Annotated in this window: 14 protein-coding genes and 1 pseudogene; 7 read left to right on the top strand and 8 right to left on the bottom strand. The window is 66.2% G+C overall.

Annotated elements, in window-relative coordinates; genetic code table 11:
* Positions 1-285: 285 nt before the first annotated feature.
* Positions 286-2,313, top strand: coding sequence for a serine/threonine-protein kinase (locus RF646_RS11630; protein WP_368836045.1), 2,028 nt, complete (start codon positions 286-288; stop codon positions 2,311-2,313).
* A gap of 950 nt (positions 2,314-3,263) precedes the next feature.
* Here RF646_RS11630 and RF646_RS11625 read toward each other — a convergent pair.
* From RF646_RS11625 to RF646_RS11595, 7 genes and pseudogenes are all read right to left on the bottom strand, one after another.
* Positions 3,264-3,818 (bottom strand): hypothetical protein, encoded by a 555-nt coding sequence (locus RF646_RS11625; RefSeq protein WP_368836044.1) that lies wholly within the window; start codon positions 3,816-3,818, stop codon positions 3,264-3,266.
* A 176-nt stretch (positions 3,819-3,994) separates the two neighbouring features.
* Positions 3,995-4,453, bottom strand: a complete 459-nt coding sequence (locus tag RF646_RS11620) for a VOC family protein (RefSeq protein WP_368836043.1) — start codon at positions 4,451-4,453, stop codon at positions 3,995-3,997.
* Positions 4,454-4,487: 34 nt separating this feature from the next.
* Positions 4,488-4,835, bottom strand: a complete 348-nt coding sequence (locus tag RF646_RS11615) for a MerR family transcriptional regulator (protein ID WP_368836042.1) — start codon at positions 4,833-4,835, stop codon at positions 4,488-4,490.
* A gap of 67 nt (positions 4,836-4,902) precedes the next feature.
* Positions 4,903-5,247, bottom strand: a pseudogene (locus RF646_RS11610) (transposase); the annotation flags it as partial.
* Positions 5,248-5,486: 239 nt separating this feature from the next.
* Entirely contained in the window at positions 5,487-5,963 is a 477-nt protein-coding gene (locus RF646_RS11605) for a transposase (protein ID WP_368836041.1), read from the bottom strand.
* Positions 5,964-6,223: 260 nt separating this feature from the next.
* Complete coding sequence (locus RF646_RS11600) at positions 6,224-6,733, bottom strand: serine O-acetyltransferase (protein WP_368836040.1); 510 nt, start codon at positions 6,731-6,733, stop codon at positions 6,224-6,226.
* A gap of 65 nt (positions 6,734-6,798) precedes the next feature.
* Positions 6,799-6,951 carry a hypothetical protein gene (locus RF646_RS11595; RefSeq protein WP_270451987.1) on the bottom strand — a complete coding sequence of 51 codons (153 nt, stop codon included), beginning with the start codon at positions 6,949-6,951 and terminating at the stop codon, positions 6,799-6,801.
* A gap of 259 nt (positions 6,952-7,210) precedes the next feature.
* Here RF646_RS11595 and RF646_RS11590 point away from each other — a divergent pair, with 259 nt between their 5' ends.
* Together RF646_RS11590 and RF646_RS11585 are read left to right on the top strand one after the other, a co-directional pair.
* Positions 7,211-7,741, top strand: coding sequence for a hypothetical protein (locus tag RF646_RS11590; protein WP_368836039.1), 531 nt, complete (start codon positions 7,211-7,213; stop codon positions 7,739-7,741).
* 184 nt (positions 7,742-7,925) lie between these two features.
* Positions 7,926-8,003 (top strand): helix-turn-helix domain-containing protein, encoded by a 78-nt coding sequence (locus RF646_RS11585; protein ID WP_368836080.1) that lies wholly within the window; start codon positions 7,926-7,928, stop codon positions 8,001-8,003.
* Between the two features lie 196 nt (positions 8,004-8,199).
* Here the strand turns inward: RF646_RS11585 and RF646_RS11580 are convergent, their stop codons facing one another.
* Positions 8,200-9,051 (bottom strand): RCC1 domain-containing protein, encoded by an 852-nt coding sequence (locus tag RF646_RS11580; protein ID WP_368836038.1) that lies wholly within the window; start codon positions 9,049-9,051, stop codon positions 8,200-8,202.
* A gap of 417 nt (positions 9,052-9,468) precedes the next feature.
* Here RF646_RS11580 and RF646_RS11575 point away from each other — a divergent pair, with 417 nt between their 5' ends.
* From RF646_RS11575 to RF646_RS11560, 4 genes are all read left to right on the top strand, one after another.
* The gene (locus RF646_RS11575) at positions 9,469-10,041 is read left to right on the top strand and encodes a recombinase family protein (protein WP_368836037.1); all 573 of its coding nucleotides are present in this window, start codon (positions 9,469-9,471) and stop codon (positions 10,039-10,041) included.
* Between the two features lie 8 nt (positions 10,042-10,049).
* Complete coding sequence (locus RF646_RS11570) at positions 10,050-11,444, top strand: Mu transposase C-terminal domain-containing protein (RefSeq protein WP_368836036.1); 1,395 nt, start codon at positions 10,050-10,052, stop codon at positions 11,442-11,444.
* A gap of 13 nt (positions 11,445-11,457) precedes the next feature.
* Entirely contained in the window at positions 11,458-12,270 is an 813-nt protein-coding gene (locus RF646_RS11565) for an AAA family ATPase (RefSeq protein WP_368836035.1), read from the top strand.
* A gap of 77 nt (positions 12,271-12,347) precedes the next feature.
* A complete protein-coding gene (locus tag RF646_RS11560) occupies positions 12,348-13,184 on the top strand; it encodes a hypothetical protein (RefSeq protein ID WP_368836034.1) in 837 nt (278 codons plus the stop codon).
* The last annotated feature ends 255 nt before the right edge of the window (positions 13,185-13,439 follow it).

Genomic DNA, 13,439 nt, shown 5'->3' with positions numbered 1-13,439 from the left:
GCATCAACCACAGCTGGTTTCTTGCGCCAGCACCATCGCTGAGGCTTGGAGCAGCAGTGGTCCCCCTAACGTTCGCGCAGGAGGAGGGCGGGCGTCACCACACGAAGTGATAAGTGCAGCTCCTGGAACACGTTGACTCCCAGCACAGGGGGCCAGTGAGGAGTTGACCAAGGCCTCAGGTGCGGAAGAGGGTGACTTCCAGGGCCATAATGGTTGCAGAGTCATGCATGATCATTCGCGAATGCTGATTCCTCTACCTTTTGTCCGCTCCCAGGAAGGGGACGCATGCCGGCCGATCGTCAGCTTCTCCAGCAAGTCGCCACCAAGGTCGTTTCTGACGATGCGGTTGTCGAGCACCTGGGGACAGGAGGGTTCGCTAGCACCTTCAAGGTCACGAGTGGCGAGAGAGTTTATGCCCTTAAAGTGGTGGATTCTGCCCAGTCGGAAGTTGAGCGCACAGCCCGGGAGCTCGACGCTCTGCAACGGGTAGAACATGCCAATGTGGTCGGGTATCAAGGCACGGGCGTGGTGAGCCATGATGGCAATGAGTATCGATGGCTTGCCATGGACTACATCGAAGGCCGGACCCTTGGACGCATCCTCGCCGATGGGGCAACATTCGACCTGCCACGGGCAGTTGAAGTGGTTCGCCAGGCAATCTCTGGCGCTGCAGCTCTATGGGCTGTTGGAACTGCTCACCGAGATTTAAGCCCTAACAACATTTTGCTCACTCCAGCAGACGAGGTTGTCATTGTCGACCTCGGGATGGCGCGCCATCTTGACGACCGGACCATTACGGTTTTGCCCACGCCAGGCACTCCTGGCTGGATGTCTCCCGAGCAGGTCAGCCTCAATCCAACCCATGGCGACTGGCGCTCTGACCAGTACGTGCTCGGCCTAATCGCCTACCGGCTCATTACCGGAGTCGACCCCTTCACCTGCAGATCCATCTTTGAGGCGTGGCGCGCACCTGCGGAGCAGACGCCAAGGCCAGCACGCGACTTGAACCCATTGGTTCCTGCAACCCTTTCCGACCTTCTCGCTAAGATGCTTTCTCGTCAGCCCCACCGTCGATACCTGCAGCCAGCGGTCTTGAGGGCAGAGTTGGAGCAAATTGCGGCTTCCTTGGTAGTTCCGGAGCATTCCCTTGACACTGCACCTCAATTTCTTCTTGCTGTTGGCACTAAGAAGAACTACGCCACTGAGGACTTCCTGAAGAGTCTCGACCCAGACGGCGTGGTCGTCGAGGCTCAGGTGCGGGGGAGGATCGGGGAGTTCGTGGGGCCTGACGCACCCCTGGACTGCCACCAAAGCATCGATCCGTTCTCGTACCTGTCTCGATCGCCGATGCCGGTGCGTCCCTCCTTTTATCGCATGATCCCATACGGTGCCGGGGCGCCCATCACCGGGTTTGCCGACGATGCTGCCCGTCGTGCCTTCTGCAGCTCGGTCTTGGAATACCAGCTCCAATGGGCTGTCAAGACGGTAATGGCGCCTTACTTCTACGCCAGCTCCGGAGAGCTGACTTGGATTGAGGAAAGCCTTCGATGCGCAGCCGTCACCGATGAGCTCCTCCAGGAACGGGCCGCTGAGCGAGAGGGGGAGCTCGAACCAATCTGGACGACTGTCGCCGTGGCCGCATCATGGTTGTCCCAGGAACAGACCCGCGATGAACTGATGACCGCCCTTACCTCCCAACCGATCGAGACACTGCACCTACTGGTGCATACCCAACAGTCGTCATCGGCTCCGCTCAGTGATGTCGGAACTCTCAAGGGGTTGGCCGACCTGATCGCGGTCATGCGAGAGGCGGGAGTTCCTGTCGTGTTGGGACGGCGTTCCTCGGAGGGGCTGCTCGGGCTGGCCTTGGGCTATGCAGGATGGACTGTCGGTGTCTCTGGGGTCCAGCAAAACATGACACCGCATCCTGAGGCGGAAGCAAGCGGTGGCCCCGGTTACGACCGCATTTACGTGCCGCAACTGCTAACCGCAGTCACAACGCCCACGTATCGCCAGTTCGTCGATGTCGCTCCAGAACGGGTGGGACTGGACACTCCCTACGCCCACGAGTTGCTGGCCGAGAACCCGACTTTGGAAACGCTGACGACTGAACAGCGCATCCTTCTGCTACAACACAACTTGACCGCCATGCGCTGCCAGGCAAGGAAACTTGCTGGTAGCCCCCCAGCATCCAGGGTCTCGCACATGCGGGAGTGGGTACACGCGGCCCAAGGAACATTTGGAGTCCTGCCTACGGTTGCGGGTCCTGGGGAGTCGGCGGCGTTCCTGGACGCCTGGAGCAGCGTCTTGTAGGGCTATCTAACGGATTGGGCTACCCGCTGAACGACTTGAGGGAGAACGCAATGCTGCCAGCATCTGCTCAGCGGCCCATCGCCGGCGTTGAGGTTGTAAGGGGCTACTTGATGGTGCCCTCAGGGCAACAGTGATTCCCCCGTCAGGGTCCACCCCCAGCACTCCGACCCGATTTCGCCTTGCCTGGTGGGTGGCAGCTTCGGTGATGCGTTCATATGGCATGGCCAGATAGCTGCACTCAGCGAATAGTCGGTAGCGACCGGCTTGTGCAATACCGCGGCGCCAATCGCGCAACTTCAGTTCCACAGCAATCAGCTCGGTGAATGGATCGCTTGCCTCCGCGGCGGCCCGGTAAGTTGGATCTTCCTCACAGGAAACCGTCAACATACCGCCCTCTATGAGGGGCTGAATGGCGCGTTGACGCAATCCCTGCCACCCGTGAGGCGCCCAGGAGCGCAATTTTGATTCGGATGTCGGTCGCTGAGTCAGCTCAAGAACGCGCAGCTGCAGTGGGTCGGGGACGGCTGTCCGAATGGGCAGAGTCAGATTTGGAGATAGTCCTGCGACAAGGTCAGCGATCCCATTTCCAGCATCCACCTCATCTATTACTGCCAAAACATTTCGCTGCGCATGGAGCCATGACCGGACCGGACTGGCAAGCTCCGCCTCAGCGTGGAAGGCATCCAACACGCAGCGATCCGCTGGTGCTGAAGAGCAGGTCGCAACCGTAGTCATTTTCCGTGCACCTCCCTCTAAGCCTCGTGAACTCTACTCCACTTGACTGAGTGCCGGATGGCTAGGGCAAGAGACGCGCTGGTGGTCAAGCGACTGCATCGTGGAGCGAGGATCGTTGCGCGCATCCCGCTCATCAGGTGGGGCAAATGAGGTTCCTGTCGGGGCCACCGTGCCACGCCTGTGGGGCTCCCCGCCGACATGTTGAAAAGCCTCAATTAGATGGTCCGGGGCGCGGTGTGTATGGCCTTGAGGTAGCGCCAGCTGCGCCGGGTCTGGCGCATATTCAACATTGAATTAAACGTGAGTCCGGCGGCAACCACGCCCCAGGTCGGATCACCCGTGAGGAAGGCGGTGATGACATGGCCCATGACGGCGCCCGCACCCAAGGGGATCCACTCGACGGACTCGCACGCGAGAGCACCCGCCGCTGCTCGCTGCGACGGGTCAGTGGGGGGTACGCCGTTCTCCGCAGTGCTGGCGATTGCGTATTGCTGGGACTTGCGCTCAGCCTTCTTGCCGAGACGAGGACGGGGTGCCTGGGTAATCCGCAGAATGCCCCACCCTAAGAGGAAGCCCCCGCCTAGCACAGCCATGAGGGTCCAGAACGGGGAATCCTCGTTCAGTGACCACCACCAGGCCAGCAGCGGGAAACCTGCCCCCAGCACGATGGCCGCTGGCATGGCCCGGATCAGCACCTGGCCGACCGTGGGCACGGAGGTGCTCTGCTTCGACGGGGCCAAGGCTTCATGACCGCGTACGTGCTTGCTCATGGTCGGAGGCTAGCCGGGGGCCATGTTGGGGGCTATGACGCTCAAGTGGGGAGCGTCAGGGCCACATCTACGGAGAGCCCAGTGCCGTTGGAGGTATTGGTGCGGTAAGGGTTCCTGCCCGGGCTCCAGCACCTGTGGGTAGCTCTCATGCCCGGGTTGAAGAGCTGCGTTGAGAGTCAGTGCTCGGTGCTGAACCCGGGTTTTGCGGCACGTTCGTCCGCGGGGAGCAGTTCCTGGAAAAGGGTGATCTGCAGCCCGGCGGGGGCGTTGAGCCGGGAGTTCAGCGACTGCCACGGAGTGCGCACCGGGGCGGAGACCACCTCCCCGCCGGCGACCTGCAGACGCTCAGTGGTCTCTGGGGTGTCGTCGACCTCGAAGGCCAGGCGGATGGCCGGGCTGGGCCGGCCCTCGGCCTCGATCCGGTCGATGACCTGCTTGTGCGCGGGGCTGGTGATCTCCAGGGTGGCGCGGCCGGCCTCGAGGATGGCCACCCGGTCGCCGGGTCCTTCGGCGAAGGAAGCCGACTCGGGCAGGCCCAGGGCGTCGCGGAAGAAGGCCAGGGCTGCGTCGTAGTCTTCGTCCTCGACCACCACGCGCAGCTGACGGACCGGTGGGTGCTGCTGTTCAGGTTCCATGGGCCCATGGTGGACCCTCACACCGGTGTGAGGATCAAGGCCTGCCGAAGTCGGTGATGACCTCCTCCAGGCTGTCCCGGGCCCGGACCGCCTCCCGCACCGCGGCCTCCAAGCGTTGATGCTCCTGGGCCAGGCGGGTCTCCAGGTGCCCGGTCCGCTCCTGGGGTGGGGCGTGAAGGCAGGGGAGCAGCTCGGCGATCACCCGGCTGCACAGCCCGGCGGCGTAGAGCTGCTGGATCTGCACCACCCGCTCCACATCATCCGAGGTATAGCGGCGGTGCCCGGCCGGGGTGCGATGGGCGCGCAACAGCCCCTGGTCCTCGTAGTAGCGCAACGACCGGGCACTGACCCCGGTCGCCTCCGCCAGCTCACCGATCCTCATGGGCCCCATCCTTCCCCAGCAGCTCAGCGATCGGAGGCACCACGGGTGGGGACGCTCCTATGGTCTGTCAAGCCGGGCTGGGTTGGTGCTCGAGCAGGCGGTAGAGGTCTCGGGCGATGTAGCGCTTGAGACAGCGTTTGATCTCTCGGGGTGTCTTGCCCTCGATCGTGCGGCGGGCGACGTAGTCGCGGGTGGTGGGGTCGTAGCGGATCCGGGAGAGTGCGATGGTGTGCATGGCTCGGTTGAGCTGGCGGTCGCCGTAGCGGTTGAGCCGGTGGCGGGTGGTGACCTGGCCGCTGGTGGCCGGGATGGGGGCCACCCCGGCGAGCATCGCGAAGGCGGCCTCGGAATGGATCCGCCCCGGGTGGGACCAGGCGCACAGCACGGTCGCGGCCACGATCGGGCCCACCCCGGGCTGGGCGAGCAGGTCCGGGCGCCAGGACCGCACGATGCCCAGGATCGCCTTCTCGTGCGCGGAGGCCTCCCGGGCCAGGTCACGGGCTCGCCGGGCCAATGATCGCAGCACGGTGACGGTCACGGTGGTCTCCGCGTCCCAGGAGGAATGCACCCGCAGTCCCGTGGCGATGGTGAGCATCCCGGGCAGCTTCTGCCCGCGGAACCGGCCCCGGATCGGTTCCGGGGCCGCGATGATCAGGCTGAACAGCTGCCGCTGGGCGTCGGTGGCGGCCTCCACCGCCGAGCGTCGGGCGGCCAGCAGCACCGACAGCGCCTGCCGGTCACCGCCGTGACGCGGGGTGCCCACCGGGCCCGGGACAGCGCCTCGCGCGCGGCCCGGATCGCGTCCAGCGGGTCGGATTTGGCCCCATTGCGGCGCTGGGCCCGCTGGGGGCGGTCGAGCTCGACCACGATCTCCTCGCCGCCGGCCAGGTGGCGGGCCAGCCCGGCCCCGTGACCGCCGGTGCCCTCGATCGCCCAGGCCCGCAACCGGGCGTGCTCATCGGCGAAATCCACCAGGCGGGCGTACCCGTCGGCGGTGGCCTCCACGGTGATCTCCCCGAGCACGCCACCGGTGCCGGTATCCACGGCGGCGGCGGAATGGGTGTGAACGTGGGTGTCAACGCCGATGACGACGTCGACGACCTCTCGTAGATCGGTCAGACTGGACATTGCGTTCCTCCCAAGCTCCGGAGCGGACGTAGGTTCCGGTCCGGGAGGAGTCACGGCAGGACTGTGACGGGACACGCCCGGCGCCGCTAACGCCGGACGGTCAAGCTCCTGATCAGGCCAGTCGCTCCGACCGGGCCGGGGCCGGCAACCACCAGCGGACAAGTCCTCAGCAAGGCACGAAGCCAGTCAGGCCAAGGGTCACGCTCGTGGTCACCTGCCCACAGCCCAGCACCATCAGGCTGCAAAAGGAATCCTCACAGTCAGGCCTCGATGCCGATCACCGTGGTGCCGGCCGCGACGTCGCCGGTCACCGCCGCCCCGGCGCCGATCTTCGCCCCGGCTCCGATCGTGACGGGGCCGATGACCTTGGCCCCGGAGCCGATGAGCACCCCGTTCCCGACGAGGGCGTGGCGTCGGCCCGGGGTGCCGTCGCCGACGAAGCTGGCCCCCTGATAGATGGTCACGTCGTCGCCGATCACACTGGTCTCGCCGATGACGACCTCGCTGCCGTGGTCGATGAACAGCCGGTGCCCGATCACCGCCCCGGGGTGGATGGTGATCCCGGTGGCCTTTGCCGTGGCGGTGGCGATCGCCTGGGCGGCCGGTTTGCCCCACCGGGTGGACCACAGGCGGTGGGCGAGGCGGTGGGCGGCCACCGCGTGCAGCCCCGGATAGCTCAGCAGCGTGGCCGCGGTGCCTTGGCCGGCGGGATCGGCGGCGGCGATCGCGCGGGCATCGGCCAGGACACTGGGACGGGTGGGCTCGCTCATGGCCACACCCTAGAAGACATCCGCGCGGGGACGGCTCACCCCTACCGGCTTTACATATGGCCCGGCTACCGGACACTGCCCACAGCGCTCAGCGCGGTACCTAGGAAAGCGAAGCAGACGCCGACGACCTTGTTGACGAACTCGATGATCGCCCCGGCAATAACGGTCTGCGGCGGAAGAGCCTCATAGAGCAATCCCACCAGCTGCGTGGCTACCATGCTGAACAAAATCCCGGTCAGACAGGCGACGGCCCCGTAGCCGATAGGCAGCAGGGGACATAGGGATGCCCCGATTCGTTCGTGGTTCGTGTCGGTGGCTGCGGGCGACCCGCACCTCGCCGGAACGGTCTCATCCCATGACGCGGAGGAAAGAAAACTCCAGGGACTCTACGTGGCGATAGAGGCAGCAATCTCCTAGATCCAGACCCACAGCAGGTAGCCTCAACCTACGCCACATTGCCTAGGAGATGACCAGCAGATGACCAACCCCGACGATTTCCTCGGCCCCGACAAAGGCTTCTGGACCTCACGCGCCCACGACGCCGCGGAGGACCTAACCAGCCCGCGCCCGCCCGGACTGACCTACGACGACCCGGGTGACCCGCAGCGCTTCTACGGGTCCCTGGCCAAGTGCTTCACCATCGCCGACCTGCAGGCTCTGCCGGCCGGCACGCGGCTGTGGGGCTCGGGCTCCACCCAGGGCGAGAACGGGTGGGGCGTCCCTTACACCGCCTACGGAAATAACGAATTCTGGGACTGGGGCAACGACTGCACGGTCGGCGCCGACGACATCGCCACCCCTGCCTACGCCCTGCCCCGCCACCCCTTCGAGCCGTTCATCGACGCCCTACCGCCCCTGTCCTGGGTCGACGCCCAGATCCGCCGTGAGCGTGCGGCCGCCGCGCTCGTACTCGAAGAGTTCACCGAGGACCTCGAGCGTGCCGGGGACACTAAGGCTGCCGCCAAGGCGAGGAAGGCCGCGGCCGAGCAACGGGTCGACGATGACTAAAAAATCTATTCATACTGAGTTGGCCGTAGCTCTTGAGCGCTGAGGGAGTCCCCGGCGACCCTGGTGGGCATGATGGGGGATCTCGTGCCGGACTCGCTGTGGGAGCGAGTCGAACCGCTGTTGCCACGGCGACCACCCCGGGGCTACAAGCACTCCGGGCGCGCGTGAGCTGATCGCCACCGAGGTGCCCAAGGCCCAAGTGGCTCGTCAGCTGGGCATCGACCGTTCCACGCTCTACCGGTCCCTGGCTCGGAATCCATAGTGGCCGGTCCGCCGACGAGGGCCGGCCACAGCTTTCAAAATCCCGACTCGTGTGGCTATCGCCGTTATGTGGCGGGGTTCTGTCGACGCTCCGTGGCGGCCTCTACTCCCGTCGATGCAGGCGGGACTGCGCTGGCTGACGTTGCGTAAACCGATCATCGTATCCAGAGCGCCCCGTGGGCGTCGTAGCTCCGCAGTCATCGACTCCTACAGCCCCACCCGATGATGGCGCACTGACCGTCGGAGTCGTCACCAGCAGCAAGGACGGTGCCGTCAGCGCGCAATCCAAGCGTGTGCACGGCACCGGCCGCGATGTAGACGACGTCACGCCAGCCGCTCACCGCGCACTGGCCGTGACCGTTGGCGCCCGCCGCGCGCACGCTGCCATCGGAGGTCAGCCCGACGGTGTGATGACTACCAGCCGCCACCGCGACGACGTCCCTCCAGCCGCCCACGTCGCAGGCGCCGGCGTCGCTGCGACCGGCCGACACGACCGTCCCGTCGCTGCCCAGACCGACGGTGTGCAAGTAGCCGGCCGCCACGTCGACCAGGTCACGCCAGTCCTGGACGGCGCACTGCCCGAAGCGACCGATGCCGGTGGCGACCGCCGTGCCGTCCGCGCGGACACCGACGGTGTGCCAGTCGCCGGCTGCAACCGCGACGACCTCCCGCCACGACGCGACGTCGCACACGGACTCCGCAGTCCGTCCAGCAGCGAGGACCCGCCCCTCGGTGAGCAAGCCGAACGAGCGGCGCCACCCCGCGGCGACGGCCACGACATCGCGCCACTGCCCGACCTGGCACTGGCCGTCCGCGTCCCACCCGGTCGCCAGCACTGTCCCGTCCGACCGGAGCGCCAAGGAGTGCGATCTGCCCGTGTTGCGCGCCGAGTGCACGTTCCCAGCGGCGACAGCGACGACGTCGCGCCACTGCTGGACGGCGCACTCACCAGCGGTGCCGTCTCCAGCGGCGACCACCGTTCCGTCGGCGAGCACACCGAGGGAGTGCCGTCGGCCGCAGGCCAGCAGCGACGGTGAACGTCTGACCACCAAGTTCCACCTCCACACGCTCGGGACAGTTCTCCGCCACGCCCAGGGAGAGCCTCAAGCTCGACCGGCTCCATGTCTCCGATTCTGACATCGATCACCGCAAGGCGAACCCCTTGTGGAAACGATGCAGGTCAGCGTACGCACGCTTGTTCGAGTGTTCAGTAAGACCCGCCCGGGAAAGTGCCCGGTGTGCTACTGGACACGCCTGTCGTCCCGTAAACGAAGGATTCCGCTACAAACCTGTCGGCCGGCGAAAATGTACCGTTCAGAGGTCGCTATGGCCTCACTTTTGTAGCGGAACCCTGTGCCGGTATCTATGGTGCGGTACTGCCGGGTCGTGCCGGGTTTCGGTACATTTATGGGGTGGGACATCTTCTCGGGTACGCGCGCGTGTCCACCGCCGACTAGGACGCCTCGTTGCAGATCGACGCGCTAAGCGCCGCCGGGTGCTACCGGGTGTTCGTGGACACGGTCTCCGGGGCCTCCGCCCAGCGCCCGGAGTTGACGAAGGTGCTGGACCAGTTGCGCCCCGGGGACACCCTGGTGGTGTGGCGCCTGGACCGGTTGGGCCGCTCCATCCGACACCTGATCGACCAGCTGCAGGCCCTGGAGGAACGCGGCGTGGGCTTCCGGTCCTTGCAGGAGACTATCGACACGACCTCTTCGGGAGGCCGGCTGGTCTTCCACGTCTTCGCCGCGTTGGCCGAGTTCGAACGCGATCTGATCCGGGAACGCACCACCGCTGGACTGGCCGCTGCCCGGGTCCGGGGCCGGAAGGGTGGGCGGCCCCCGGCGCTGTCGGCGGACCAGGTGCGGGCCGCGCGGCGGATGTATGAGCAGCAGGATCTGACCGTGACCCAGATCGGGGAGATCCTCGGGGTTAGCCGCACCACCATCTACCGGGCCCTGGCCCGCACCCCCGAACCACCGGTGACCCCGAGGCCGTCACGGGCCCGACGTCGGGCAACGACCCCTACGATCACGAGGTAGGCCACGCCATGGACGCGGGGCGGCGGTGGGAGATCCTCCGGTTGCACGTCGAAGACGGCATCCCGCTCACCATCCTCGCCGGGGACACCGGGATCGGGCTGCGCACCTTGGAACGCTGGCACGCCCGCTACCGCGCCCACGGCTACGAGGGACTGGCCACGCCCACCCGTGCCGACGCCGGGAGCCACCGCCTCCCTACGGAACTGGTCACACTGATCGAGGGCCTGGCGCTGACCCGGCCGCGTCCGCCGATCACCACGATCCACCGGAAGGTCACCAGCATCTGCGGCAACAGGGGGTGGCCGGTACCGTCCTACGGGGTGGTCCGGTCGATCATCACCGCCCTGGACCCGGGCATGGTGACCCTCGCCCTGGAAGGGGCTGCGGCCTACCGGGACAAGTACGAACTGGCGCTGCGGTTCACCGCCGAGCACCCCAATGCGGTGTGGCAGGCCGATCACACCCTGCTGGACATCCTCGTGGTGGGCGCGGACGGTAAGCCGGTCCGGCCGTGGCTGACGGCCATCATCGATGACTGCTCCCGGGCCATCTGCGGCTACACCGTGTTCCTGGGTGCACCCTCGGCGATGAACACCGCCCTGGCGCTGCGCCAGGCGATCTGGCCCAAGGCGCGCCCGGGTTGGCCGATGTGCGGGATCCCGGAGGTGCTCTACGTTGACCACGGCACGGACTTCACCAGCCATCATCTGACCTGCACCGTGGTGGACCTGCACATCCGGCTCATTCACTCCACCGTCGCCCGCCCCCAGGGGCGGGGCAAAATCGAGCGGTTCTTCGGCACGGTCAACACCGAGTTCCTCACCGATCTGCCCGGCCACCTCACCAAGGATCACCCCGCCCCGGCACCGGAGCTGTCCCTGGCGCAGCTGGACACCGCCCTGGAAGGCTTCGTCACGGTCTACAATGACCGCCCGCACCGTGAGCTCGGCGCCTCGCCCCGGGATCGGTGGATCGCAGAGGGGTGGCTGCCGCGGATGCCCGAATCCTTGGAGGAGCTCGACGGGCTGCTGCTCACCCTGGCCCGGTCCAGGGTGGTGCGCCGAGACGGGATCCATTTCCAAGGCCTGCGCTACCTCTCGCCCACCCTGGCCGGCTACGTCGGACGCCCCGTGGTGATCCGCTACGACCCGCGCGACATCACCGAGATCCGCGTCTTCGACCACGACGAGTTCATCTGCAAAGCCGTCAACCAGGATCACCACGGCCAGAAAATCGGTCTCAAGGAGATCCAGGCCGCCCGCAACGCCCAGCGCCGGGCGCTGCGGGCGGGCGTCCACGAACGCATCGTCGTGGTCGCCGGGCACACCACCACAGAACCGCCACCGCAATACACGCTCGCACCGCCCAAGCGGCCGAAGCTGAAGACCTACCAGGAGGACTGAAAGGAGCACCGAGGTGAGTCCGCGTTTCATCGTCACCAAGGAACACCGCCGCTTCACCGAATTCGCCGACGCGGTGCGCAAGCAACGCACCATCGGCCTGTGCTTCGGGGCCGCCGGGGTGGGCAAGACCGTCTCCGCCCGCCGCCACGCCCACTGGGACACTGCCCAAGACCTTCTGACCTCCTGGGGCCCGCGCACCGAGGGCGACCCGAAGATCTACGCCGCCCTGGCCAGACGGCGCACCGTGTTCTACACCCCCGGGGTGCTCACCACACCCCGGGCGCTGAAGGAAGAACTCGATATGGTCATCACGCGCACCAACATCTGCATCCGACAACACCTGCACGCTCCGGCCGGTGCCGCCGCGCTGAACTGGCAGCACGGCAAGCACTACGTCGAGCTGCTCATCGTCGATGAGTCCGAACGGTTGCGCCCCACCGCCCTGGAACTGCTGCGGGACCGCTACGACCGGGAGAACATCGCCTTGATCCTGATCGGGATGCCCGGGCTGGAGCGGCAGTTCAGCCACTACCCCCAGTTCTACAGCCGGGTGGGCTTCGCCCACCAGTACCGCCCCCTGGGCCACGATGAGCTGTTGTTCGTGCTGCACCGCCACTGGCGGTCGCTGGGCAAGGCCCTGGACCCGGAGGACTTCACCGACGCCCAGGCCGTCACCGCCATCGCCCGCATCACCCGCGGGAACTTCCGTCTGCTGGAGCGCCTCTTCCCGCAGATCGAGCGGGTGCTGAAGATCAATGAGCTCGAAACCATCACCAACGACGTCGTCGAGGCCGCCGCCAGCACACTCGTCATCGGCAATACGTAACGCGTAACGCCCCCTTCCCGGCCCACTGCTGTTTCAAAGCCCTGGTTGCTTTCCGGCCCGGCGCTAGACTCGGCGAAATGAATCTCGGTCTTGATGCTCCCGGGGCGATCGAGCGCCTGGCGGAGACCATGCGCGTCATTGCCATCGCCGAGGAACGTATGGCCCGTCTACCCGAGGACCCTGCGTTGCTCGGCGAACCGGGAACGGAGCTCCATCGCTGGGTTCACGAGGAGTTACCTGATCCGACCGTCGATCCTCGGCTCACCACTCTCAGCGCACTGGACAGTTCCGTCCAATGCTTGACGCAGATCCGGCGCTTCGTCCTGGACCCTCGGCCGACCACCACCCCCATGGTCCTCGCAGCGCTCATGCGCGGTTCGCTGCTCGCCGGTGCGCGCCCGATCTTCATGTTCGGCCCTCTTGAGCCCGAGAAACGGAAAACCAACATCCTGCGGGTCATGCGACAGGAAACCGATTCTCTCTTTCAGTGCTACGACCGAAACGCCAGTTATGTCGACTTCGCAGGCCTGGTCCCACCCCCAGAAGTGCTGAGCGCTCAACGGGTTCGCCGTACCCGCATCCACGAACTCACCGAGCGGCTGGGCGAAGCGACCATGCTTCGTGAGGCGGCCGAGATCCTCGCCGATCGAATCGCTGCGCACCCCGGGAAGGACAACGACCTCCCCGTCGACGACCCACAGCGGTTGCTCGTCGAGCATCTGCTGTGGATTTTCAACGCCTACTCGGGCAAGGCGCATGGGTACGGCTGGCCGCGCTTGGTCGCCCACCCGGGCGACCTGCCCGGCGACTTCGTCTCCGACATCACACTGCTGGCGACCCTGACACACACGGCCGTCCACGTCACCGAGGAAGCCCACCTCGGCCGCAGCATCGACCAGACGAGGATGCGGTAGAACAACGCGATTGAGCACCACCGGACGGTCCGATCGTCCACGAACACGGCGGACATAATTGGCAGCACAGCCCGGGGCGCCTCCCTACTCCAACTGAGAGGGTCTACCGTCCCCGCCGGCCGCCACAAAGCCAAACTGGGGAACCGCGCAGCGCCATCTACCTCTGTCACCGTGCCGCCAATTAGGCTCTTCAGGATCCAGGGTGTAGTCGCGGCCTGAACCCGCCGGTCTCCAGGAGCGATCTGGCGATGTAGT

Source organism: Kocuria sp. CPCC 205261, from assembly GCF_040981025.1.
Classification (GTDB): Bacteria; Actinomycetota; Actinomycetes; order Actinomycetales; family Micrococcaceae; genus Kocuria; species Kocuria marina.
Note: the sequence above shows the minus strand (reverse complement) of the source record. Positions and strands in the feature narration are given on the sequence as shown.